Here is a 23,268-nt window from a genome sequence, read left to right on the forward strand (position 1 = left end):
AATGACTGCATTCGATTTCATGAACCGCAACAGCGCCGAGTTCGACGCTATCCGGCACGACTTGCACGCTCATCCGGAGATCGGACTTGAAGAGCACAGAACCTCCGCCATTGTGGCGGAAAAACTCGCCGAATGGGGAATAGAGGTTCATCGAAATATCGGTCGCACCGGCGTTGTCGGCGTGCTGCGTTCAGGCAGCGGCAATCGTTCCGTTGGTTTGCGTGCGGATATGGACGCCCTGCCGATGCAGGAGGAAAATACGGTCGAATATCGCAGCACGACCCCGGGCATGATGCATGCGTGCGGGCATGACGGTCATACCACGATGTTGCTTGCCGCCGCGAAATATCTTTCCGAGACAAAGAATTTCGACGGGACGGTGAACTTCATCTTCCAGCCGGGGGAGGAAGGCGTGGGCGGCGCCAAGGCTATGCTGGAGGATGGCCTACTGGAACGCTTTCCTTCTGATGCGCTGTTCGGGATGCACAACAAGCCGGGTTTGCCGGTCGGAAAATTCGCGATCCGGTCAGGTCCGGCGATGGCCGGGGGCGCGTTCTTTGACATCACGATCAAGGGCAAGGGCGCTCATGGCGCACGACCTGAGGATGGCGTGGATCCGGTCATGGTCGCGGGACATATGATCACGGCGCTCCAGTCCATTGTCTCGCGCAACATTCCACCGTCCGAAGTCGCGGTGCTGAGCATCACGAAAATGGCCGGTGGCGACGCGTACAACATCATCCCGGATACGGCGACGCTGGGCGGCACCGTGCGCTGCTTCAGTTCTGCCATCATGACGCAGATTCAGGAGCTGATCGAACGCACGATTACGAATGTTGCGGCTGCATTCGGCGCGCGCGCGTCTCTTGATTTTCGTCTGATTTTTGCTCCGACGATCAACGATCCAGAACATGCCGACGCGTTCGCTGGCGCCGCTGAGTCTCTGGTCGGCGAAGCGTCGGTCGACCGCAACACAGAAGCTGCGATGGGGTCGGAAGATTTCAGCTTCATGCTGGAGAAAACGCCGGGCGCTTATATCCTCGTTGGCGGAGGCGAAGGCGCCGCGCCGCATCACCCGCGCTACAACTTCAACGACGCGACGACGCCGTATGGCGCGGCGCTTTATGCGACGATTGTGGAAAGAACGCTTCCCGCCAGAGCGGCGGGCTGAACGAAACCGCAATAGACAGGGGCAGGCACGATGGAAAATCAGGATCAGATCTGGTCATATGTGGAGCGCAAGGCCGAGCCGATGATCGGCCTCAGCGACGCCGTGTGGGACGTTCCCGAATTGAATTACGGCGAATTCGCATCCTGCGCCCTGCATAAAAACGCTCTTGAAGCTCAAGGTTTTCGTGTCACGACGAATGTTGGCGGCTTGCCGACGGCGGTCATGGGAGAGGCTGGGGCGGGTGGTCCGGTGATCGCCATTCTGGGCGAGTATGACGCGTTGCCGGGGTTGAGTCAGGCCGCCGGAGAGGCCACGCACACGCCGCTGCCGGGCGACGGCAGCGGGCATGGATGCGGCCATAATCTTCTCGGTTCAGCTGCGCTGCTCGCTGCCACTGCGGTAAAGGATTGGCTTGCCGAAACCGGGGCTCCTGGCCGTGTCCGGTATTACGGGTGTCCGGCCGAAGAAGGCGGCGCGGGGAAAGGGTTTATGGTGCGGGAGGGCGTGTTCGACGATGTGGACATCGCCATTACCTGGCATCCGGCGCATTTCGCGGGCGTGTTTCCCGCGGCGTCGCTCGCCAACCAGATCATCGACTTCACGTTCACTGGACGCGCGTCCCATGCAGCAGCCGCGCCGCATCTGGGACGATCCGCTCTGGACGCGGCGGAACTGATGAATGTCGGCGTGAACTACATGCGCGAGCATATGCTGCCCAGCTCGCGCATTCACTACGCCTATCAGGACGCTGGCGGGGTGGCGCCGAACGTCGTGCAGTCGCGGACGGTGATCCGCTACACCGTTCGTGCGACCGAACTCGACGAGCTGCTGCGTCTGACCGCGCGAGTCAGAAAAATTGCCGACGGCGCGGCGTTGATGACGGAGACGACGGTCAGCAGCGCGGTGTTGAGCGGCATGGCCAATCTCCTTGGCAACGCCACACTCGAGCATGTTCTGCAGGCCAATCTCGAACGTCTGGGTCCGCCGCAGTTTGACGAGGCGGATCGTGCGTTCGCCCGCTCCATCCGCGAAAGTCTGACGCCTGAAGATATCGCGGCCCCGTTCGTTGCGGCCTGTCTTCCCATAGATCCGGAAAAACCGCTGTGTGATGCGATCCTGCCTTATCGCAGCGACAGCTTCCGCACGATGATGGGTTCGACCGATGTTGGCGACGTCAGCTGGGTTGTGCCGACGGCGCAGGCGCTGGGCGCGACCTGTGCGATTGGGACGCCGTTTCACACATGGCAGATGACGGCGCAGGGGAAATCGCCTCTCGCGCATAAGGGCATGGTGCATGTGGCCAAGGCGATGGCCGGCACGGCGATCGACGTGTTGCGCGACGAAACACTGCTTGCCAGAGTGAAGCGAGAGCATGCGGAGAAAGTCGCGAAGACGCCGTATGTCAGCCCGATACCGCCTGACGTGCAGCCGCCTCTCGTCGTCAGGGCTGTGCAGGCCGCCTGAATTTTACTGGAGTGCCCTTGATGTCCGAAGCCCTTGCCGAAATTTCCGCGCGTCTCGAAGAATTCGCGGCCATCCGCCGCGATATTCACGCGCACCCGGAATTGGGGCTGGTCGAGCACCGGACGTCGGCTCTCGTGGCGGAGCGTCTGGAGGCCTGGGGGATCAAGGTGCATCGCGGCGTAGGCGGCACGGGCGTAGTCGGCGTGCTGCGGGCAGGGAATGGAGAAGGCTCCGTGGGCCTGCGCGCCGATATGGACGCGCTGCCCATTTTCGAGGCTTCGGGAGCGGCGTGGAGCAGCCAGACGCCGGGTCTGATGCATGCGTGCGGACATGACGGACATACGACGATGTTGCTGGCGGCGGCGCGGCAACTGGCGGAGACGCGCCGCTTCAACGGCACGGTGAATTTCATCTTCCAGCCGGGTGAAGAAGGGTGCGGCGGCGCGCTCGCCATGCTCAACGATGGTCTGTTCGATCGTTTCCCGTGTGACGCCATCTATGGTTTGCATAATCAGCCGGGGCTGGACGTCGGCAGGTACCGTATGACGCCTGGTCCGGCAATGGCCGGTGGCGGCTTCTTCGACGCCACGCTCACCGGCGTCGGCGCCCACGCGGCGAGGCCGGAAGCGGGGGTCGATCCCGTCGTTGCGGTATGTCAGCTCGTCACGGCGTTGCAGACCATCGTGTCGCGTACGATCTCTCCCAGCAATCCGGTGGTCTTCAGCGTCACCAAGATTTCCGGCGGAGAGGCCCATAACGTCATTCCGCAGACTGCGTCGTTCGGCGGCACTTTTCGGGCGATGAACTGGGCGACGCTTGATCTCGTGCGGGAACGTCTGGAGCACATGACGCAGGCGCTGGCCGCCGGTTTCGGTACGACGGCGGAAATCACGTTTGGGGAAATGTTCGCCCCGATGATCAACAACCCCGAGCGAACGGCTTTCGCCGCCGACACGGCACGCGCGATCGTCGGCGCGGAAGCGGTAGAGGGGAGCGCGCCGTTTGTTCTGGGCTCCGAGGACTTCGCGTTCATGCTCGAAAAAGTGCCCGGCGCGTTCGTCAGGGTCGGCAACGGCGCGACGGCGGGCCTGCATCACCCCGCCTACGATTTCAATGACGCAACGATTCCTTATGGCGCGGCGCTGCTCGTCGAACTGACGGAACGCACGTTGATGCGCGCCGCTTGCTGAAAGCGGTTTCGACGAGACCTTTTGTCTTTGTTGCATAAGCGGCGCGTCTCGCCTTTCTGTCCGGGTGAAATGCTCCGGCGGGCGGCGTATTTCGTTTCCTTAAGTCTGTTATCCGTGCCGGAAACAATGACGGTTTTGGTATTTAGGCAACACTGAGCCTGGGTCGCTCAAACCGTTGTTTGTGGGAGATTGACAGTTCGTAACGAATACGTAATCTCGAAATCGCAACGATGTGGACGGCCGGCGTTTGAGCGCGTGCAGCCCTGATTTTGGTTCGCCATGTCGTGATTCTCGCTTTTTCGATGGGGCTGTTCTGACTATGACCGTGACTCCGCTGACGCGCCGCGCCCGCTGCTCAAGTTTTTTTCTACTGTTGGGAACGGCGATAGCAGGGGTAACGGCGATGGAGTCAGCGGCGTTGGCCGCGCCGTCCGATGCAGGACAGGCGACTCATGGGAAGGCGTCGGCGCACAAGAAGCACGTCTCTCACGCAGTCGCCGCGCAGGGCGGCTCCCCCATTGCCCCGGCTCCCGCTCGCCGTGTCGCTGCGCATAAGCGCGCAACCTCGATGACCAGTCACGATCAGGAGGCGATAGAAGTCCGCACTGATCGTGTCCGCAGTCACAGCGCGGAAGTCGCCGTAACGCGCAAGACCATGGATCATTTCGTTGCGGGCACGAATCCCATGCAGGTTCTGGCGCAAACCACGCCGGGCGCAGTCTTCGCGTCAACGGACGCGTTCGGCCTCGACACATATGGCAACACGTTATACGTGCGCGGCTTCAGCCAGATGCAGATCGGCGCCACGCTCGACGGCATTCCGCTCGGGACGCAGGGTTTCGCCAACTATAACGGCGTGTCGATTACGCAGGCCATGATTCAGGACGACATCGGGGGAATGACGATGTCGCAGGGCGCCGGCGCCCTTGACTCGTTCTCGGCTCAAAATCTCGGCGGCGCCATGACTTATGTGTCGTCCGATCCGGCGGATAAGGCTGGCGGTAAAGTCAGCCAGACCTTTGGCAGCTACAACGCATATCGCACTTATGCCCGTGTAGACAGCGGCGTTCTTAATTCTACGGGAACGAAATTTTACGCGTCTTTCGCGCGCACAAACACCGATATGTGGAAAGGTCAGGGCTACCAGAGCGAAATTCAGGCAGATGCGAAAGTCGTTCAGCCGCTGGGCGACAAGGGAAAAGTCACTGCGTTTTTTGGGTACGGTAACTTTACGCAGGGCAACTACCTGACGATGACTAAAAACATGTGGGAGAAGATGGGGCGTTATTCGACCTATCTGAAACCCGATTACACGAAGGCCAAGCTGTGGGCGTATTACGCGCAATACACCAGCGAAGTGCCTCCCGGCTATGAAGGCGTTCTGTCGAACGACGAAATCGGCGATTACGCATGGGACGCGTCCCAGGTTCAGCGCACGTATCTTTCGTCGATCAACACTCATTATGATCTGTTCAAGAACGTGACGTCAGACACCGTCATCTATGGCAACGTGAGCAGCGACATTCATGGCGGCACGAACAATTTTGTGACGTCGCCTAGCTACGGAGCCGTCACGCTTCAGCCCGATGGCACCGTGACTGGCGTCCCCATGGCGCTGCAGATGGCGCACGCTTTTATGCGTCGTCTCGGGTTCACACAGAAATTCTCTTACGAAGCGCCGCACCACAACCACATCGAAGCAGGCGTGTGGTACGAGAATAATCACTGGATTTACAATCAGCGCCTCTACGAGGACGGTCTCAACGAAGCCCACAACTGGAACTCGGATTTCAAGGCGGGTACAGGGCATACGTGGTTTAACGACACATACAATACAAATACGTTCCAGTTCTTCCTGCAGGATCGCTGGACGATCATCCCGGGCATGACCCTGCTCGCCGGTTTCAAGTCGCTCACGCAGACGACGCATGGCGGCACAAAGGATGATTACACATCTGAACTCGATGCAGAGGGTTGGAACACCTATTACCGTCACGCCGCCAACGGCACACTGACGTCCTCGGGTGCGTTCTTGCCGCATTTCAATTTTGATTATCACTTTCTTGATCATCACGAATTTTATATCGACATCGCAGAAAACCTCCGCGCGTACGACTATTATTCCCAGACGCAATCCGGCACGGCGTGGGGCGGTCTCGGTAACTCCACGATCTCGGCGCAGACGGTGTTTAACGAGAACAAGAAAGTCCTCCGGCCTGAGCGGACCTGGAACTACGTCGTCGGATACCGCTACGATTCCCGGTTCTTCTCAGGGTCGGTCGATTATTATCACACGGACTACTACAATCGTCTGGCGACCATTACGGAAGGCAGTTCGGCGACAGCGAACAGCGCCTACATGAACGTCGGGCGTGAATCCATGGACGGTGTCGACGTCATGGCGACGATCCGGCCGGTGCGCGGGCTTGAGATTACCAACAGCTTCAGCTGGAATGACGCGCAGTATCTGACCCATTCAATCAATTACGGCGGCCAGAGCTACGACATTCATGGAAAACATCAGGTTTACTATCCAAAATTCACGTACAAGGCGAATCTGAACTACACGTGGCGCGGGGCGATGTTCAATTTCAACGTCAATTATATCGGCTCGCGTCCGATGACCTACATGAATGACGAATACATCCCCGCTTACTGGCTCGCGACGACCAGCTTCGCCTACGACTTCGGCAAGATCGGCTTTGCGAACAATATCAAGGCGTCTTTCGGCATTACAAACCTGTTCAACAAAAACTACATCAGCAGCGCCTATGGCGCGGCGTCGGTGTCCGGCGACGACAACGCCAACCTGTTTGTCGGGGCGCCTCGTGAGTTTTACGGCACGATCGCGGCGTCCTTCTAAGGGACGCATGCGTTCACGCGCCTAAACCTTCACCAAACCGTTCTCCGGCGTCACGGCAGGGCCGGGGAACACGTTCGTCAGCGCCGAGGGACCTAGCCGCAGATGGTCGCGCAGCACACCGCTCGCGACCGCCCGAAGATCGGTTGTTGGCGCAAGGTCGCGGTGCTCGAACAGTTGCGTCGCCTGTAACCCCGGCCATGTGCCGGCTACGCGCCCGCCCGCAACCGCGCCGCCGAGCAAAAACGCCGCCGTCGCGGTACCGTGATCGGTGCCTCCGGTGCCGTTCATGCGAACGGTGCGGCCGAATTCTGTCATCACCAGAACCACGGTGCGATCCCACTCGGGACCAAGGGCCAGACGCATGGCGTCCATGCCCATATCCAGTTGCCGCAGGGGACCTGCAAGGCGTCCTTTCTGAGCGGCGTGCGTGTCCCATCCGCCCATTTCAAGCGCCGCGACGCGTGGCCCTCTTCGATCGGCAAGCATGCGCCCTGCCGCGTCCGCGAGAATTGCGAACGAGCCGGGTTTCTGCCCGTTGGGGGCAGGCGGAGGCGCGTCTCCGGCCAGCACCTTGGCGGAAAAACCGAGGGCGGTCAGGCCGTTGCGAAAGGCAGGTCCGGTGACGGGGTCTTTCGCATTCAGCGCGGCGATCTGGGCGTAAAGGTCTGCGTCCGGTCGTCGGCCGCCCTCGGGCGCGTAGCTGGCGACAGTGGTCGGACCGCGCAGCAACAGCGGGACCGAAAGTCCGAGGGAAAGCCCGGCGCCTTCCGCGCCATGCCTGTTTTTCGGAAGGGCGGAGACCGCGCGGTTCAGCCAGCCACTGCTGAGCCTCTGGTCGGCGCCGCTTTCCATGTAGTCCTGTGCCTCGAAATGCGAGCGGCTGCGATAATGACCGGCCACGGCATGAAACGGCAGCATCTGGCCGGCGGCATAGAGGCGCTGCATCCCTGAAAGGGACGGGTGCAACCCGAAGAACCCGCCAAGGTCGAGCAGCCCGCCGTCCCTGCCGGGCTCGGGCGGCAGCAGGTCTCTGCGCAGCGCCGCAAGCGAGGGGTCGCCATAGGGCGTCACCGCGGCCATGCCGTCCAGCGCGCCGCGCAAAATGACGACGACCAGACGCGGGTCGTCGGCGCCGTCCGCCGTCCCGGCGAGCGCGAGGGAGGACCGGCCCAGCGCCCAGCTTGCGGCGAGGCCGAGCAGGGCGGACCGGCGACGGATCAGCAGGGAATGCCTCAACATGTCTGGCGTCTCTGAAATTCGGGTGACGAGAACAGCAAGGTCAACCCGGCCTGACGGGAGCCCGCGTGGCGGATCGCCTCGATGGTGGCGGGCCGCAGGGCGGGGCCGAGGGTGGCGTGCGCGATGTCGAGGGGATTTCCCTCATGTATGCCCGCCGAAATGCGATAAGCCCAGTCTGCGCGAGCCATCATGTCGGCGGGAGCCGACCAGTCGGCGGCGCGGTCGCTCCAGCCATTGGGCAGGGGCGCCGTCCACAGCGGCTGTCCCAACGCGCCCAGCGCCCCGGCGAGCGTGTGGGCGGGAGAGTGGGGCGCATCGGGAGAAGGGCGTGGTCCAGCCCGGTCGAGCGCCCGCATCGCGGCTACGGCGAAATCCATCGGCGTACGGAACTTGTCGGTCCGTTCCCCGACGGCGCGCCTGCGGGGCGCGCGACGCAGTTCGATCAGCGCCAGAGCGGCCGCGCTCAGATCGCCCTGCGTATCGTGCAGCGCGGCCGCCACATGCGCGACGTCCGCAGGCGGCGGGGCATCCGAGACGAAATGCCCCACCAGCTTCGTGGCGAGGTGACGATACGTCGCCGGATGGGTCGCCAGAAATTGCAACGCCGCGACGCCGCCCTCCTCTCCTTCGGGAAAAGTTCGGCCCAGAATGGTTTTTTCGCCGGGTTCGTGGGCGTTGGCTCGAAACTGAAACCCCGGACGCTCGGCGTTCATGTTCACCGTCCAGCCGGTCAGGACCGCGGCGAACGCGGTCACGTCCGCTTGAGTGTACCCGGCCTGCGGCGAGACTGTGTGCAGTTCCAGACATTCCCGCGCGAGGTTCTCATTGAGGCCGCGATGGGCTTTCAGCCCGACTGGGCTGGAAGGGCCCGTCGAGGATGTGTTGTCGAGATACATGAGCATGGCCGGATGACGCATGACCGCCAGCGTCATGTCCGAAAAACGCGCGGTGACATTGGGGCGGATCGCCTCGCGCATGTAGGCGCCGATCACCGCGCGGGTATCGCCCTGACGCAGACTGACGGTAAAGTGGTTGAACCAGAACCAGGCGAGCCTCTCCCGGAAAGGTTGTTCCGAAATCAGAAGCTGCTCCATCTGGGCTACGACTTCCGCCTGAAAGACGGGTTTGACCAGAGAATTGTCCCGGATTTTTTCGCGGCGCTGCGTGCGCAGGGCGATCAGACCGTCGGCGCTTTCGCCAAGGCCGGTGAAGATCGCGGCGTCCGGTGCGAGCGTCTGCGCGCGGAGCCACGTTACAGGCGTGTCCGGTAGTGGCTCGTCGCCACGCCGCCCCCAGCCAAATCCCGTTATGGCGCTGGATTCTTCCATGATGAGTTCTCCGCGCTCGCGTCGTCGCTCCCGACCCTTGGGAGCAAACGTGGCGAGATGACGGCGCATACGGCGCTTTGACGCGACGCAAAAATATAGCATGCTGCATAAAGTGCGGAGTCGGGCGTAGACAAGCCGGGTTCCTGCGGAGAAGTCACACGTGCTGAAGCTTTGGTCGACGCCGTCATCCCCTGACGGTTCTCACGTCCGCCTGGAAGAACGGAGCCTGTCCACGCTGTTCGGCAGCGTCGGCGTTCCGTCTGGCGGCGCGTCCGCCTTTCGTCGTTTCCTCGCCTTTGTCGGACCGGGCTATCTGGTGTCGGTCGGGTATATGGACCCAGGCAACTGGGCTACCGACCTGCAGGGCGGCGCCGGGTTCGGCTATCAGCTGCTCAGCGTAATTCTGCTCTCCAACATCATGGCGGTGATCCTTCAGGCGCTGTCGGCGCGGCTGGGCATCGCCACCGATCGCGATCTGGCGCAATCGTGCCGCGATTACTTTCCGCGTCCGATCAATCTTTTGCTGTGGCTCGCGTGCGAACTGGCGATTATCGCCTGCGATCTGGCCGAGGTGATAGGCGCGGCCATCGCCCTGCAACTTCTCTTCGGTCTACCGCTGCTTGCCGGGGCCCTCGTCTCGGCTCTCGACGCCTTTCTGGTGCTGGGGTTGATGGGGCGGGGGTTTCGCTATCTGGAGGCGATGATCATCGCGCTTCTGATGGTGATCGCCCTGTGTTTCGCCGTGCAGCTTGTCGCCGCCGCGCCGCTGGTCGCAGCCGTCGTGCGCGGTTTCATCCCGACGACGCAGATCGTGACGGACCCGAAGATGCTATACGTTGCGATTGGCATTATCGGCGCAACGGTCATGCCGCATAACCTTTACCTGCACTCGTCGATCGTCCAGACCCGCGCTTATGAGCGGACTCCCTCTGGTCGGCGGGAAGCGCTTCGTTGGGCGACGCTGGACAGCACTATCGCCCTGACTCTCGCGCTGTTCGTCAACGCAGCCATCCTGATCGTCGCGGCGGCCGCGTTTCACGGCGGTCCGCACAGCGACGTGGCGGAGCTGGAAGACGCGTTCAGGCTGCTGTCTCCGGTTCTGGGCATGGGGATCGCCTCCACCCTGTTCGCGGTGGCGCTGCTCGCGGCTGGCACGAACTCGACCATTACCGGCACGCTTGCCGGGCAGATCGTCATGGAGGGATTCGTGCGGCTGCGTATGCCGCCATGGGCGCGTCGGCTGCTGACTCGCGGGCTGGCGATTCTGCCCGTCATAGCCGCCACCGTTCTGTTCGGAGACCGGAGCGTCGGAAAACTGCTGATGTTCAGCCAGGTCGTGCTGTCCATGCAGTTGCCCTTCGCAGTCATTCCGCTGGTCTGGTTCGTCTCGAATCGGAAACGTATGGGCGCGTTCGCGATCTCGCGGGGGAGCGCGGCGGTGGCCTGGGTCGTGGCGGCCATCATCCTCGTGCTCAATCTGCAGCTGCTTTACAGCTCATTCGCCGGATAACCGCGCGTAAAAATGCGGTCTCCGGGGGCGACGACGTTTGACTTCCGCGCCATCGCGCCGCCATCATAGACATGAAATGAGCCACCCGACTGCTTTCGGCAGCGGGCTGTTTTCGTTTCTTCCTTTTAACGTAACACAGAAGCGTAAAATTCGATGATTCCCGCCCTGATGCCGACCTACAACCGCGCCAACCTCGCTTTTGAGCGGGGCGAGGGCGCCTGGCTGTACGCGACGGACGGGCGACGATTTCTCGATTTCGCAGCGGGCATAGCCACCTGCTCTCTGGGGCACGCCAACCCGCATCTGGTCGCAGCCATCACCGAGCAGGCGGCGCAGGTGATGCATGTCTCGAACCTGTTTCGTGTTCCGCAGGCTGAGCGCCTGGCTGAGCGTCTGGTCGCCAATTCCTTTGCCGACAGCGTCTTTTTTTGCAACTCGGGCGCAGAGGCGAACGAAGGCATGGTGAAAGCCATCCGCCGCGCGCAAGCGAAATCCGGCCACCCGGAGCGTACGCGTATCCTCTGCTTCGACGGGGCTTTCCACGGGCGTACGCTCGGCATGCTCTCCGCCACCGGCAATGCGACCTATCTAGACGGGTTCGGAGAGCGCGCGCCCGGCTTCGACCATGTGCCGCTGAACAATATGAACGCCGTGCGCGACGCCATCACGCCGGAGACTGCGGGCATCATGCTGGAGCCGATTCAGGGCGAAAGCGGAATCAGAGCGGCGGACCGTCGTTTCCTGACCGAACTGCGGGCTGCGTGTGACGAGTTCGGACTTTTCCTCGGCTTTGATGAGGTTCAGACCGGCATGGGGCGCACCGGACGTCTGTTCGCCCATGAATGGGCAGGCGTGACGCCGGATGTCATGTCCAGCGCCAAGGGGCTTGGCGGCGGCTTTCCGATTGGCGCGATTCTGGCGACGGAGGAGGTGGCGCGCCACCTCGTCGCCGGGTCGCATGGCACGACGTTCGGCGGCAATCCACTGGCCTGCGCTGCGGGCAACGCTGTTCTTGACGTGCTGCTGGCGCCCGGATTTCTGGATCAGGTCAATGACCGGGCGGCGCTTCTCGGTCGTTTGCTGGACGACGTCGTGCGTGACTTCCCCGAGGTGTTCTCGGAGCGACGTGGCATGGGGCTGCTGATCGGGCTGCGTTGCGTTCCGAAGGTCGGCGACGTGCAGGCCGCGGCGCGTGACGCGGGTCTGCTGGTCGTTACAGCGGGCGACAACGTCCTGCGCCTGACGCCGCCGTTGGTGATCACCGAGACGGACTGTGAGGAAGCGGCGGCGCGTCTGCGGCAGGCGGCGACGGCGATCCGCTCGACAGTTCTGGAGGCGGCGCAATGAGCGCCGCTTCAGCCGCAGCGGCGGTATGGGGAGGCGCGACCGTAGAGGTGGCGTCAGAGCCGCCGCCGTCAGGGCCGCGGCATTTCCTCGAGCTGCGCGATCTGGACGCCGCTACGCTGCGGCAGATTCTCGACGTCGCCTCAGGGGTCAAGCGGATGCAGCGCAACCGCGCCCGCCCCCTGCATCCTGCCGCACCGCTGGCCGGACGCAGCGTCGGCCTGCTGCTGTCCAAACCGTCCACCCGGACGCGCGTGTCGTTCGAAGTCGGCGTGCGCCAACTGGGTGGGGAGGTCGTCGTGCTGTCAGCGTCCGAGACGCAGCTCGGGCGCGGCGAGTCGGTGCCGGACACGGCGCGCGTCCTCTCGCGCTTCCTTGACGCCATCGTTCTGCGGACCGGTCGCGCCGCAGCCCTTCGGGAGCTGGCGCAGTGGAGCAGCGTTCCGGTCATCAACGGCCTGACGCCCGCCTCTCACCCGGTGCAGATTCTCGCCGACGTCATGACGTTCGAAGAGCATCGCGGACCGATCGCGGGCCGCACGCTGGCGTGGGTCGGCGACGGCAATAATGTCGCGACCTCGCTGATTGAGGCCGCAGTGCGGTTTGGCTTCACATTGCGTCTCGCCACGCCTTCCCAGTTTTCGCCGAACAAGGATGTCGTCGCCTGGGCGCTTGAACAGGGCGGAGCGATACATGTCACCCGCGACCCGCGTGAGGCGGTTGACGGCGCCGACTGCGTTCTGACCGACACATGGGTCAGCATGTCGGACGAAGACGCGGCTGAACGGATAGCCTTGCTGGAGCCGTATCGTGTTGATCGCGCTCTGATGGCCTGCGCTGCGTCTGACGCCCTTTTCATGCACTGCCTGCCTGCCCATATCGGGGATGAAGTGACCGAAGAGGTGTTCGAAAGCCCCCGATCGGTTGTGTTTGACGAGGCCGAGAACCGGCTGCACGCCCAGAAAGGCCTGTTGATCTGGTCTCTCTGCGGCGAGAACTGGACCCGCTTCGGCGAGGAGGAGAAGTGACGGACGAACGGAAAGGCGCTTCGGGAAGCGGTCCGGAGGATGGGCCGCTGCGCCCGTCCGCGACTGAGGACGTGCCAGCGGGACCGGGATGGCTGGAGCCGGAAGTCGACAAGGCGTTTGCGACGCTCGGTCTGCCTGCGGAGGCGTTGCGTCCGTTGAAGGACTCTTACGTCGGCTGCATCGCCAACGCGACCGGCCCGGTCGATCTGGACGTCGCGCACGATGCCTGTCGCAAAGGGCTGCTGCGCGCGTTGAAGGCTGGCTTTACGTTGTCGCCGGAGGCGCTTATGGCGTTCGAACAGTCGCTTGAAGCCGTCGAGGCGGATCTGACCGCTTCGCTCTGAGCGGCCAAGCGGTTCAGGCTGGGGCAAGTCAGGTGCGTCAGGCGTTGGCAGTGGCTGGCCGCCGGATCCACGGTAAGGCGGATCCGGGTGGAGCGCGCGTCGACGACCAACCTTCCGCGCCATTTCGGCAAAATGCATATGGCGTTGGCCGGCATGTCCCGGTCTTGGGGCCTTGTCCGTCCGCTCCGGTGAGCGGACGCGGCTCCGGTTTTTATTTTGGTCAGCACTCCTGGCCGGTCAGTCAGCGAGGTCTGACGCGGGTGAGGATGTTTCAGGTGGCGATCGGCCTCGGTCGTTCGCAGGAGTATCAACGATGATCGACACGCCGGCTTTTCTGGACCGTGGACGTCCGGACGTTCCTGACATGGTTGTCCCTCGCGGCGTCACCCCGTTCCATCTGGAGGGGCGTCCGGTGCGCGGGCGCCTGGTTCGTCTGGGCGCGCTGGCTGACGCGCTGTTGTCGCGGCATGACAACGCGCCCGAGGTCAACACCCTGGCGGGCAAGGCTCTGGTGCTGGTCGCGGGGCTGTCGTCGGCGTTGAAGTTTCAGGGGTCGTTCTCGCTGCAGGTGAAGGGCGACGGGCCGGTGAGCCTGCTCGCTGCGGACTGCACGGACGCCGGTTCACTGCGGTTCTACGCCCGTAGCGACGACGAGACTCTGCCAGCTCTGCTGGGCGAAGTTTCGAGGCCTTCCGATCGCGACCTGTTCGGCAATGGGTATCTGGCCCTGACCGTCGACCAGGGCGCGGACATGGATCGGCATCAGGGGATCGTTGAAATCGTCGGCGACGACCTCGCCGCCATGGCCACGCATTATTTCGAAACGAGCGAGCAGCATGCGTGCTGGCTGATGCTGGCGTGCGAACGGACGCCGGAGGGATGGCGATCCGGCGGGCTGATTCTGGAGCGCATAGCCTCTGAAGGCGGTGTTGTAACCGATGATTTCGACGACGGCGCGAGGCGGGTTTCCGCGCCTGAAGACGAAGACGCCTGGGAAACGGCGACAATCCTCGCGCGCACCCTGACGGCCGCGGAGTTGTTGGACGACGGACTTCCGCCCGAGAAACTGCTCAACAGGCTGTTTCATGAGGAGTCGCTGCGTGTAGGGCAGCCGAGGGCGCTCGCGTATGGCTGCCGCTGCTCACGCGCCAAGCTGGTCGATATTCTGGGGCGTTTTTCCGAGGAGGATCTCGATCACATGGTCGTCGAGGACCGGATCGTGATGACCTGTGAATTCTGCAACGTCGATTTCCGCTTTTCTCGTGAAGAGGTTGGTCCGCGTTCGGCGTGAGCGCGGTAACACAATCATAGGGGCTTGCGGGTTCAAATGGGCGCCGCTAACGCCGTAGCCGGACAGCCCATGAACGGGTTGCCGTCTCTCGGCGCCAGATCCGGCCGCAGGAGAAACGCCGATGGGCATGATTGTGGAGGAGAGGCCCGTGACCGACCGGAGCCCGGGTCGATCGACTCCCGAGCAAGGCGCCCAACCCGAAAAGGGCGCCCTCATGGTGCGTGTGGGGCAGGTGGACTACCCCCTGCGTATCCGGGGGAAGCCCGTCACGCGCCTGTATCCGGGATGGCGCGCGGTGGCGTTCGAGCCTGCGTTGCTGCCGATGCCGGTGTTGTATCTGCAGGACGAGGAAGGACGCGACGCGTTCTGGCTGTTTGACCGCACGCTGAACTACCGGGCCAGCGCCCTTGCGGATCTGACGCCCGAGGAGCGGTCGGTGATCGTTGGCGCGATTGCGCCGTTCTTTCATGCGCTACGCGAGTCTGTCTTTTGCGAGATGTGCCCGGGTCCGATGACGGGCGCCGCGCCCGCCGCAGTCGCGCGGATGCCCGCACTCCTGCGCGATGATCTGTTGCGTTGCTGGCTGGCGTCTCTGCCTTCCATGCGCCACGTCGGCGTAGCGGACGACGGGGATCGTTCCGCCCTGACCTTGCCTGATGGCGTCGTGTTCGAGACTGCGGTTTTGAGGCAGATGCTCCCTGCAGCCTACGGATTGGCCGAACAGGCTGCGCCGGTCGTGCTGTCGCCCACTGGTCGCTCGGTTCTGCGGGGGCACCACGTTCTGGCGGAAAACGGCCTGAACGTGACGCGTTTCGTCGATCCGGAAGTGAATGCCGTGTTCTACCTTGGCGCTGTCCATGAGCGCGGAATGAACGAAGATGCAGCGCCTTTTCTATATTGTCCTCAGGTTGATATGATCGTCGGCGATGCGTCAGCCGGGGCGTTCGACGCTCTTCCGCTTCGCCTGCTGTCGTGGTTCGCTGGCGATCCCGCGCGATCGGCGGCGATTCCGAAGCAAACAGTCGTGCGAATGTCCGCAGGATTTTCCCTCGGGTCGGCATCTTCGCTGTCTCTTGAGGGAGCGGGCGTCGCTGCGGCTCGTCCGGCGGCGGGCGTAGCGATAGACGGGCGTGTCGAGGATCTGCTGAACGCAGCTCAGGTCGGGGACGCGTTTCAGGGGCGTGTCGTCGGAGCGCAGCACGCGACGCCAGAGGATGAGGCCGCCATAGGCGAAGTTCCGGAAGCATGATCGGGTGGACGCCGGACGGGTGGGCATTGTCGCGCGGCACTGATTATACCACGCGGCCACTGGCGGTCTCATCGAGACCACTTCCGTCGGGACTCGACGCTGGCGAGTGGGCGCCCGGCGGCCTTGGGTCGCCTATCAGCATTATCCGTCTGGACGGATTGCGCTGAGTGATCAAACTATCATACCGCATTTGGCCGGCTTCTCGATGCTGGCCGCGATCCCGATACGGAGACAGTTCGGATGAGACGTGATCGCCGCCGGTACGCCGGTTTCCTTTCGTTCGCCCGAGTATCGCTGCTCTGCGTGACGGCTTTGGGCGCCCCGGCCTTTCTATCCGCGTGCTCAGACGAGCAGCCCCGGTCGTTCCCGCCATACCAGTTCGGGTACCTTGGCCAGATCCATCTGAACGTCGCGACGTTGCAGCCCATCGATCACGCGACGCCGTCCGCTGGCGACGAAGCGTCACGTGCGCCCATCCCCCCGGATCAGGCTTTGCTGCAGCTGGCTCAGGATCGTCTCGCGGCGACCGGACAAAGCGGCTCAGCCACCTTTACGATCGATCAGGCGTCCATCGTGCACGGGCCTGGCGGGACCCTGTCCGGTCGTATGGACGTGCATATCGACGTCCTGTCGCCAACCGGGCAACAACTGGGCGTCGCCGAAGCGCATGTGACCCGCGATTTCAAGCCGAATCTCGATTCAGGGAACGCCGACAGCGAGGGCAATCTCTACGATCTGACGAAGCAGATGACGCAGGATATGAACGTTGAACTGGAATTCCAGATCAAGCGCAACCTGCGGGACTGGCTCGTGGACGCGGGGGGCATGCCGACCGACGGCGCCATCCAGACCCAGTCCCTGGACGGTTCGCCGCAGCAAAGCCAGCCTGCGACTGCAGCTGCCGCCTCCGTCGCATCTCCCGCTGTGTCCGCGGCGGGCGTGGGCGCCACAGTGACTGCAAACGCTCCTGTTGCGGACGGAACTGGCTCCGCTGCAACCGCTGAGCCTGTTGGCGCGCCCGCAGCCGCTGCAAGCGCCGCCCCGGCGGCTTCAGCCGAACCCGACGCGATATTCCCGAGCGGCGATCCCGGCGCGCCCGACACGGCAAAGAAAACGCTCTCCCCAAAGCCGGGCGTTCTGCAATTGCCCACAAAGGCCACGAAGACCCAGTCGGCGGCGACAAGCACCAGCGGCTACTGAGCGTAACGCAGGGACATACGCGTCAGCACGACCCGGCGCGTATTTCCTGCGTCCGGCGCCGGGCCGTCGTATAGTCGCCTGTATTCTGAGAGCGTTGGCTGCTTTTACGCCTCAAGGGAGGCAGGCGGCGCGAAACGCAGCGAAGGCGCGCGCACGGTGGCTTATCGCGTTTTTCTCGTCGTCGCTCATCTCGGCGAACGTCCGCGTCTCGCCAGCCGGGATGAAGATCGGATCGTAGCCGTGTCCTGCGGCGCCGCGCGGGGCGGGCGCAATCACGCCATCAATCCGTCCCTCAAAGCTGCGGATCGAACCGTCGGGGAAAGCCAGACACAGCACGCAGACGAACCACGCATCGCGCTCGTCGCTGCCGATGCCTTCCTCGATGCGGCGCATCGCCCCATCGAAATCCTTGTCCGGACCGGCCCAGCGCGCCGAGTAGATTCCGGGTGCGCCGCCCAGAGCCGACACGCAAAGACCGGAATCGTCAGCAAGTGCGGGAAGTCCGGACGCTTTGGCGGCGGCGAGAGCCTTCAGTTCGGCGTTGCCTGTGAACGTCGTCGCCGTCTCATCTGGCTCCGGCAGGCCGAGTTCGCTCGCCGAAATGACAGTGATTCCAAACCCGCCGAGCAGGGCGGAGAACTCAGCCAGTTTGCCCTTGTTGTGGCTCGCAAGGACGAGGCGGCTTCCCGCCTCCAGCCCGGCGGGGGCTCTCACGCCGCCTCGGCGGCGGCGACGGCTGCGTCCTGCGCGGCGAACAGGGTCTTCACGCCGCTTTTCGCCAACCCGAGCAGGGTGAGAAATTCCTCTTCAGAGAACGGCTTTTCTTCGGCGGTGCCCTGAATTTCGACGATCCCGCCTGCCGCTGTCAGGACGAAGTTGGTGTCCGCCGCCGCCGCGCTGTCTTCGACGTAGTCGAGGTCCAGCACCGCGCCAGCATTCGTCAAGCCGCAGGACACCGCCGCGACCTGTCCGATCAGGGGTACGGTCGTCAGCACGCGTTCGCGGTGCAGCTTGCCTAGAGCCAGCCGCAACGCGACCCAGGCGCCGGTGATGGAAGCACAGCGGGTGCCGCCATCGGCGTTCAAAACGTCGCAATCGAGTGTGATGCTCATCTCGCCAAGCGCCTTCAGATCGGTGACGGCGCGCAGGGAGCGGCCGATCAGGCGCTGAATTTCCTGCGTACGGCCCGACTGCTTGCCCTTCGCCGCTTCGCGGCTGCCGCGCGTGTGCGTGGCGCGCGGAAGCATGCCGTATTCCGCCGTGACCCAGCCCGACCCCTTGCCCTTCAGGAAGGGCGGCACGCGCTGTTCGATGCTGGCGACGCACAGAACCTCGGTTCCGCCGACGCGGATCAGGGCCGAGCCTTCGGCGTGATGGGCGAAACCGGTCTCGATAGTGACGGAGCGCATGGCGTCATGGGCGCGGCCTGAAGGGCGCATGGAAGGATCCTTCGCAAAAAACAATATGGCCGCTGCATAGCCGGGCGGCGGCGTGCTGGCCACCCCGACGGGGCCGATGCGTGGGGGGTTTAGCCGCCGCCACGTTCGAGGAAACGACGCCCTTGTCAGGAGGCCGGACGTTCCCCAGACTCAGAAGTGAACGTGTAAGCGCATGGCGGCGATCTGCTCTGAGTGGAGAGCGTCCGGTGTCTCAGGGAGGCGGATCATCGACCGCATGAACGGTAAACTGGGCATGGAACGCAGAGCGCTGCCGCCGGGGCTTGACCCCAGATCCGCAACCATCCTGCGGGAACTGGTCGAGCACTACGTCGCCACGGGCGACCCGGTGGGCAGCCGCACCTTGTCGCAGCGCCTGCCGATAGGGCTGTCTCCGGCCACCATCCGCAACGTGATGGCCGATCTGACGGACGCCGGGCTGTTGTTTTCGCCGCACACATCGGCCGGTCGCCTGCCGACCGAAAAGGGCCTGCGGCTGTTTGTCGACGGCCTTCTCCAGTTCGGCAGCCTCAGCGATGAGGAGCGGGAGTCCATCAGCCAGTCGCTGGAGACGCGCGGACGCTCGCTCGAGGACACGCTGACTGAGGCGTCCTCCATGCTGTCCGGTCTTTCACAGGCGGCGAGTCTGGTCATCGCGCCGAAAGGCGAAGGCTCGGTGAAGCATATCGAGTTCGTGGCGCTGGGCGGTAATCGCGCGCTCGTGGTGCTGGTGGGCGCCGATGGGCAGGTAGAAAATCGCGTCATCGAGACGCCCGCCGGGACGCCGCCATCGACTTTGGTCGAAGCTACGAATTACCTCAATGCGCGCGCGGCGGGTCAGACGCTGACGGAACTGCGCGGGCGCGTGAATGAGGAAATGTCCGCAAATCGCACGGAACTTGACCAGTTGACGGCGGAAGTCGTAGCGAGCGGCCTTGCGACATGGGGCGCGGAGGGGCGCGGCGGCACGCTCATCGTGCGCGGGCAGGGGCGGCTGTTGTCCGACATCACGGAGATCGAACGCCTGTCGACGATCCAGATGCTGTTCGAGCGTCTGGAGACACAGGATTCCATGTTGCGTCTGCTGGAGCTTGCGGAAAAATCCGACGGCGTGCGTATTTTTATCGGAGCGGAGAGCGGGCTTTTCGGCGTGTCCGGCATGGCGATGGTGGTGGCGCCGGCGCGAAACGAGGCGAACCGCATCGTCGGCGCCATTGGCGTGATCGGCCCCACGCGGATCAATTACGGGCGGATTATCCCGGTGGTGGATTATACGGCGCGGGTGATCGGGGAGATATTGCGGTAGCGGCCATTTCTCGGCGCCGAACAGGCTATGTGCTTTTGATGTTGGAAAAGCAGGCGAATCTTAGCGGACGTTATTTCATCTGTAACGTAATCCCGGTGTTTGTGACGCCATGACCGTGCAAGTGTTCCGATGTTTCGAAACTTCTGCGCGAGATTTATGTAAAATGGCGATTATCCAAAATAAGGCTGAAGTAGGCGACAACCTGTATCGCTTCTACAATCCTGAGGCGAAGTCGAGAACATGCGTCATTAGCGCTCATGGCCTTTGGTCCACCACTTTTGGGGCCCCCATGCGGCTTGGTCATAATAATGTGAAATTGCGCTATTATTCGGCTCATCATCATGTTGTTAATGACGCGGGCTTGCCTGAGTATACGAGCGACAGGGAGAGTGATTTTGAAACTCTCACGCCGGACACATCCCCGGATTACTTGTTGTTTAAATATATGAATAGCGAAATTAATCCGGGTCGATTTAAAAAACACAATAAATCTGGAGAGAATTATAGGGGAGCGAGCTATGCGGCGACATCTGACAATGTTGATATTATTACTATCCGCAACAGACATCGTTTCAATCCTGTCAGGCTATCTGTCGTTTTGAAAACCTTGTGGGCAAATAATCTTAATTATGATGAAATACGATGTGTTTTTTGCCGGGGTGTGTTGGATACGAAAATTCAAACGTCCAACAGTTAGTCCGCGAGCCATTGTGGCGCAGTCCCCCAGAAATCCCGCGTATTTCTCGCCCGGCGGAACTCCCAAAAGCGATGCCGCAAATCCTTTTCGCTGGCTTGCCAGCCGTTAAGCGCAGGCTTGGCGACTGCAAAGGCTCAGGTTCGCAATAGCCTTGGCGCACTGTGGCGGCGTGGAGGTGACATTGAACTCTGGCGATGGACCTGGCGTCTCGCCGCATACGCGCGCTACCATTGTTCCGGGGCACCTGACGCTTTCACGGATCTGAGGCGCGCGGCTCTGCCATGGTCGGTCATGCTCAGTTGCGCTTTGCGCGTTGATCGAGAATCCTCAGGCTCTCTTCGGTCAAACCTGCCGTCGTCGATAACAAAACGCACGTCGCGCAAGGGCCTGAAGGCCAGACGGAAAGTCATGGGGGGTGTGACGACTGTAGCCCGAATCGGGTCTGGGCTTGCTGATGGATGGTCGTCCGAGAACGTGGTTGCGATGTCGGAGCGCAGCACCTATAGCCCAGCTGAACCTGCTTTTTGCCTCTCCGACCTCGAGTGGGGGGGGGGGCGTCACATGAACGGCGCGCCATTCGACCGGCGGCGTGACGACCAGAATTCTATTCCGGAGACCCGACCTTGAGCACGATCTCATCATCCGAAATTGCCCGGCTGCAAGTTTGCCTACGTCGTCTGCTGGATTCGAAGGGGTTGACCGTCAACGCTCCGCCGCGTCCGGGATTGTCCGTCGAGATCGCTGTTAACGGCGAAGTGGTCGGCACCGTTCATCGCGACGAAGACGAGGGCGAAGTGTCTTACGCGATCAATCTGGTCGTGCTGGAAGAAGATCTGCCCGCTACCGCTGGCAAGTAAGAATCGACCGGAACGTGGGGTCAGGGCGGGTGGGAGCATTCCCTGCCCCGCCTCAGGGCGCTCAGGCGTTATGCGGGGTCGCCGAGGCTTCCATGACGGGATGCTTGGGCGCGGGAAGGTCGATGCGCGTCAGCTTCCAGCGCCAGCCTTCGATCCGCAGTTCGATGGCTAGCGGCGTGTCGTTTTCGTGTCCCGGAAGCGTGACTTGCGCCTGAAACGCGTCGAGACGCGTGAAGTGGCCGGAGGCGTGTCTCAGCGTTCCGAAAATTGTCCCGCCGCCGGTCGCCTTGGGGATGGCGGCCATGGCTTCGTCCACTACGACGCCGAGGTTGTTCTGCGTAACGTGGATATCGACGGCGTTGGACACGACGTTGGTCGCGAAGGATTCGCCAAAAGCCGGCAGGTCGTCAGACGCGTTCGTCGGCTGGAGGTTGAGATCCGCCAGCACCTGCTGTTTCAGCGAAGCGTCGAGCAGGCCCCAGTTAATCGCATGGCCTAGCGTCACCATGTCGTGCTGCCGGACCGACGTCGCGATCGACCACATCGCCATGAAGGGCGACGCCGCGTAGATCGCGAACGATGTCAGGAACGCAGCGACGCAAACCTTGCGTGCGCTGCGCCGGCGCGGGCATTCCGTCATGAATGTATAGGGAATGATCTCGGCGGCCTTCATGGTTGAATCCTGTTGACTGAGCCCCACCATAACATGCGCAACGCAGCCATGCATTCATGGCCCTGCTTCGGGCATTCAATATCACGAAAACGTGAAGTTGTCTTGGGGGAATACGTGATCGCGGCGCAGCGTGTGGTTTGCGTCGATACGTCACGGAGCCGTGCTGGAGATTTTACGACGCATACGCTTAAAATCATTGAGTTACCGTCGCGTCTCTATCAGGGCGCGAGGTCCCGGCCTGTCTTCCGACGTGCGAGGCGCCTGTGTTTGCCGATCTGACCGAGAGCGAGATTCAGCGCTATTCCCGCCACATTCTTCTGCCCGAGGTCGGCGGAACAGGGCAGATGCGCCTGCGCAGCGCCTCGGTCCTGATCGTTGGCGCCGGAGGGCTTGGGAGCCCGCTCGCCTGTTATCTTGCGGCGGCGGGCGTCGGACGGATCGGCCTTGTCGACGACGATCGGGTCGAACTGTCCAATCTGCAACGGCAGATCCTGCACACGACCGACCGCGTCGGCGTCGCGAAAGTCGAGTCCGCCGCTCGTGCGCTTTCTGCGCTTAATCCCGAGGTTGCGATCGAAACGCATGCGGTGCGCCTGACCGACGGCAATGCGGCGGCGCTGGTCGGCGGGTATGACCTCGTATGCGACGGCTGCGACAATTTCGACACGCGTTACGTGGTCAACAGGGCCTGCATAACAGCGAAGCGCACGCTTGTTTCTGCGGCCGTGACACGTTTCGAGGGACAACTGACGACCTTTCGTCCGCATCTCGGCGGCCCTTGTTACAATTGCCTCTATCCGGAGACGCAAGCCGCGCCTGACGCGCCGAGTTGCGGCGACGCAGGCGTGTTCGGCGCAGTGACAGGCGTTCTTGGAACGCTTCAGGCGACTGAAGCCCTTAAGGAACTGCTTGATCTCGGGGAAAGCATGGATGGGCGGCTTCTTCTCTGGGACGCGCTTGCGACCCGCTTCACCACGATTCGCATCAGCCGTGATCCGCATTGTCCGGTGTGCGGCGGGGTTTCCGACCAGGTTGCCGCGGTTGCGACGTAAGGTCGGAAGATGCCTGCCCAGCCTCT

21 protein-coding genes are annotated in these 23,268 nt (G+C 62.7%); 16 read left to right on the forward strand and 5 right to left on the reverse strand.

Going from position 1 to position 23,268, the window contains the following annotated elements; genetic code table 11:
- Position 1: 1 nt before the first annotated feature.
- The 4 genes from J2D73_RS00185 (at position 2) to J2D73_RS00200 (ending at position 6,688) form a co-directional block, all read left to right on the forward strand.
- Positions 2-1,171 carry a M20 aminoacylase family protein gene (locus tag J2D73_RS00185; RefSeq protein ID WP_207878277.1) on the forward strand — a complete coding sequence of 390 codons (1,170 nt, stop codon included), beginning with the start codon at positions 2-4 and terminating at the stop codon, positions 1,169-1,171.
- Between the two features lie 30 nt (positions 1,172-1,201).
- A complete protein-coding gene (locus J2D73_RS00190) occupies positions 1,202-2,635 on the forward strand; it encodes a M20 family metallopeptidase (RefSeq protein WP_207878279.1) in 1,434 nt (477 codons plus the stop codon).
- A 20-nt stretch (positions 2,636-2,655) separates the two neighbouring features.
- Complete coding sequence (locus tag J2D73_RS00195) at positions 2,656-3,825, forward strand: M20 aminoacylase family protein (RefSeq protein ID WP_207878281.1); 1,170 nt, start codon at positions 2,656-2,658, stop codon at positions 3,823-3,825.
- 319 nt (positions 3,826-4,144) lie between these two features.
- Positions 4,145-6,688, forward strand: a complete 2,544-nt coding sequence (locus J2D73_RS00200; protein ID WP_243429496.1) for a TonB-dependent receptor domain-containing protein — start codon at positions 4,145-4,147, stop codon at positions 6,686-6,688.
- A gap of 21 nt (positions 6,689-6,709) precedes the next feature.
- On the opposite strand, the gene J2D73_RS00205 is transcribed toward J2D73_RS00200, so the two are convergent.
- Both J2D73_RS00205 and J2D73_RS00210 read right to left on the reverse strand, forming a co-directional pair.
- Positions 6,710-7,912 carry a DUF1501 domain-containing protein gene (locus J2D73_RS00205; protein WP_207878757.1) on the reverse strand — a complete coding sequence of 401 codons (1,203 nt, stop codon included), beginning with the start codon at positions 7,910-7,912 and terminating at the stop codon, positions 6,710-6,712.
- Between the two features lie 8 nt (positions 7,913-7,920).
- Positions 7,921-9,255, reverse strand: coding sequence for a DUF1800 domain-containing protein (locus tag J2D73_RS00210; RefSeq protein ID WP_207878283.1), 1,335 nt, complete (start codon positions 9,253-9,255; stop codon positions 7,921-7,923).
- Positions 9,256-9,418: 163 nt separating this feature from the next.
- On the opposite strand from J2D73_RS00210, the gene J2D73_RS00215 reads away from it, so the two are divergent.
- The 8 genes from J2D73_RS00215 (at position 9,419) to J2D73_RS00250 (ending at position 17,221) form a co-directional block, all read left to right on the forward strand.
- Positions 9,419-10,765 (forward strand): Nramp family divalent metal transporter, encoded by a 1,347-nt coding sequence (locus J2D73_RS00215; RefSeq protein WP_408736810.1) that lies wholly within the window; start codon positions 9,419-9,421, stop codon positions 10,763-10,765.
- 153 nt (positions 10,766-10,918) lie between these two features.
- Positions 10,919-12,112 carry an aspartate aminotransferase family protein gene (locus J2D73_RS00220; protein WP_207878287.1) on the forward strand — a complete coding sequence of 398 codons (1,194 nt, stop codon included), beginning with the start codon at positions 10,919-10,921 and terminating at the stop codon, positions 12,110-12,112.
- A complete protein-coding gene (argF, locus tag J2D73_RS00225) occupies positions 12,109-13,137 on the forward strand; it encodes an ornithine carbamoyltransferase (protein WP_207878289.1) in 1,029 nt (342 codons plus the stop codon). Before J2D73_RS00220 ends, argF begins: the two co-directional genes overlap by 4 nt.
- Positions 13,134-13,481, forward strand: a complete 348-nt coding sequence (locus J2D73_RS00230) for a hypothetical protein (protein ID WP_207878291.1) — start codon at positions 13,134-13,136, stop codon at positions 13,479-13,481. Before argF ends, J2D73_RS00230 begins: the two co-directional genes overlap by 4 nt.
- 316 nt (positions 13,482-13,797) lie before the next feature.
- Entirely contained in the window at positions 13,798-14,772 is a 975-nt protein-coding gene (hslO, locus tag J2D73_RS00235) for an Hsp33 family molecular chaperone HslO (RefSeq protein WP_207878759.1), read from the forward strand.
- Between the two features lie 148 nt (positions 14,773-14,920).
- Positions 14,921-16,021 (forward strand): hypothetical protein, encoded by a 1,101-nt coding sequence (locus J2D73_RS00240; protein ID WP_207878293.1) that lies wholly within the window; start codon positions 14,921-14,923, stop codon positions 16,019-16,021.
- Positions 16,018-16,188 carry a hypothetical protein gene (locus J2D73_RS00245; RefSeq protein WP_207878295.1) on the forward strand — a complete coding sequence of 57 codons (171 nt, stop codon included), beginning with the start codon at positions 16,018-16,020 and terminating at the stop codon, positions 16,186-16,188. The genes J2D73_RS00240 and J2D73_RS00245 overlap by 4 nt, the downstream gene beginning before the upstream one ends.
- 73 nt (positions 16,189-16,261) lie before the next feature.
- Entirely contained in the window at positions 16,262-17,221 is a 960-nt protein-coding gene (locus J2D73_RS00250) for a hypothetical protein (protein WP_243429498.1), read from the forward strand.
- A gap of 111 nt (positions 17,222-17,332) precedes the next feature.
- Here the strand turns inward: J2D73_RS00250 and rdgB are convergent, their stop codons facing one another.
- Positions 17,333-17,935 (reverse strand): RdgB/HAM1 family non-canonical purine NTP pyrophosphatase, encoded by a 603-nt coding sequence (rdgB, locus tag J2D73_RS00255; RefSeq protein ID WP_207878299.1) that lies wholly within the window; start codon positions 17,933-17,935, stop codon positions 17,333-17,335.
- Positions 17,932-18,660, reverse strand: a complete 729-nt coding sequence (gene rph / locus J2D73_RS00260) for a ribonuclease PH (protein ID WP_207878302.1) — start codon at positions 18,658-18,660, stop codon at positions 17,932-17,934. Before rph ends, rdgB begins: the two co-directional genes overlap by 4 nt.
- A gap of 235 nt (positions 18,661-18,895) precedes the next feature.
- Between rph and hrcA the strand changes: the two genes are divergently transcribed.
- The 3 genes from hrcA to J2D73_RS00275 all read left to right on the forward strand — a co-directional run bounded on the left by hrcA (position 18,896) and on the right by J2D73_RS00275 (position 21,517).
- Entirely contained in the window at positions 18,896-19,963 is a 1,068-nt protein-coding gene (hrcA, locus tag J2D73_RS00265; RefSeq protein ID WP_207878304.1) for a heat-inducible transcriptional repressor HrcA, read from the forward strand.
- 163 nt (positions 19,964-20,126) lie between these two features.
- Positions 20,127-20,660 (forward strand): putative adhesin, encoded by a 534-nt coding sequence (locus tag J2D73_RS00270; RefSeq protein ID WP_207878305.1) that lies wholly within the window; start codon positions 20,127-20,129, stop codon positions 20,658-20,660.
- A gap of 623 nt (positions 20,661-21,283) precedes the next feature.
- The gene (locus tag J2D73_RS00275) at positions 21,284-21,517 is read left to right on the forward strand and encodes a DUF3126 family protein (protein ID WP_086642858.1); all 234 of its coding nucleotides are present in this window, start codon (positions 21,284-21,286) and stop codon (positions 21,515-21,517) included.
- A 61-nt stretch (positions 21,518-21,578) separates the two neighbouring features.
- Here the strand turns inward: J2D73_RS00275 and J2D73_RS00280 are convergent, their stop codons facing one another.
- A complete protein-coding gene (locus J2D73_RS00280; RefSeq protein ID WP_086642859.1) occupies positions 21,579-22,190 on the reverse strand; it encodes a DUF2939 domain-containing protein in 612 nt (203 codons plus the stop codon).
- 263 nt (positions 22,191-22,453) lie between these two features.
- On the opposite strand from J2D73_RS00280, the gene J2D73_RS00285 reads away from it, so the two are divergent.
- Complete coding sequence (locus J2D73_RS00285) at positions 22,454-23,242, forward strand: molybdopterin-synthase adenylyltransferase MoeB (RefSeq protein WP_207878306.1); 789 nt, start codon at positions 22,454-22,456, stop codon at positions 23,240-23,242.
- Positions 23,243-23,268: the final 26 nt, after the last annotated feature.

Source organism: Acetobacter sacchari (assembly GCF_017377715.1).
Classification (GTDB): Bacteria; Pseudomonadota; Alphaproteobacteria; order Acetobacterales; family Acetobacteraceae; genus Acetobacter; species Acetobacter sacchari.

Coding starts and splice junctions, on each gene's coding strand:
- J2D73_RS00245 (WP_207878295.1), top strand. CDS start 16,018: ATGATCGGGTGGACGCCGGACGGGTGGGCATTGTCGCGCGGCACTGAT.
- J2D73_RS00195 (WP_207878281.1), top strand. CDS start 2,656: ATGTCCGAAGCCCTTGCCGAAATTTCCGCGCGTCTCGAAGAATTCGCG.
- J2D73_RS00210 (WP_207878283.1), bottom strand. CDS start 9,255: ATGGAAGAATCCAGCGCCATAACGGGATTTGGCTGGGGGCGGCGTGGC.
- hrcA (WP_207878304.1), top strand. CDS start 18,896: ATGAACGGTAAACTGGGCATGGAACGCAGAGCGCTGCCGCCGGGGCTT.
- J2D73_RS00270 (WP_207878305.1), top strand. CDS start 20,127: ATGGCGATTATCCAAAATAAGGCTGAAGTAGGCGACAACCTGTATCGC.
- argF (WP_207878289.1), top strand. CDS start 12,109: ATGAGCGCCGCTTCAGCCGCAGCGGCGGTATGGGGAGGCGCGACCGTA.
- J2D73_RS00185 (WP_207878277.1), top strand. CDS start 2: ATGACTGCATTCGATTTCATGAACCGCAACAGCGCCGAGTTCGACGCT.
- J2D73_RS00220 (WP_207878287.1), top strand. CDS start 10,919: ATGATTCCCGCCCTGATGCCGACCTACAACCGCGCCAACCTCGCTTTT.
- J2D73_RS00190 (WP_207878279.1), top strand. CDS start 1,202: ATGGAAAATCAGGATCAGATCTGGTCATATGTGGAGCGCAAGGCCGAG.
- J2D73_RS00250 (WP_243429498.1), top strand. CDS start 16,262: ATGAGACGTGATCGCCGCCGGTACGCCGGTTTCCTTTCGTTCGCCCGA.
- J2D73_RS00280 (WP_086642859.1), bottom strand. CDS start 22,190: ATGAAGGCCGCCGAGATCATTCCCTATACATTCATGACGGAATGCCCG.
- rph (WP_207878302.1), bottom strand. CDS start 18,660: ATGCGCCCTTCAGGCCGCGCCCATGACGCCATGCGCTCCGTCACTATC.
- J2D73_RS00200 (WP_243429496.1), top strand. CDS start 4,145: ATGACCGTGACTCCGCTGACGCGCCGCGCCCGCTGCTCAAGTTTTTTT.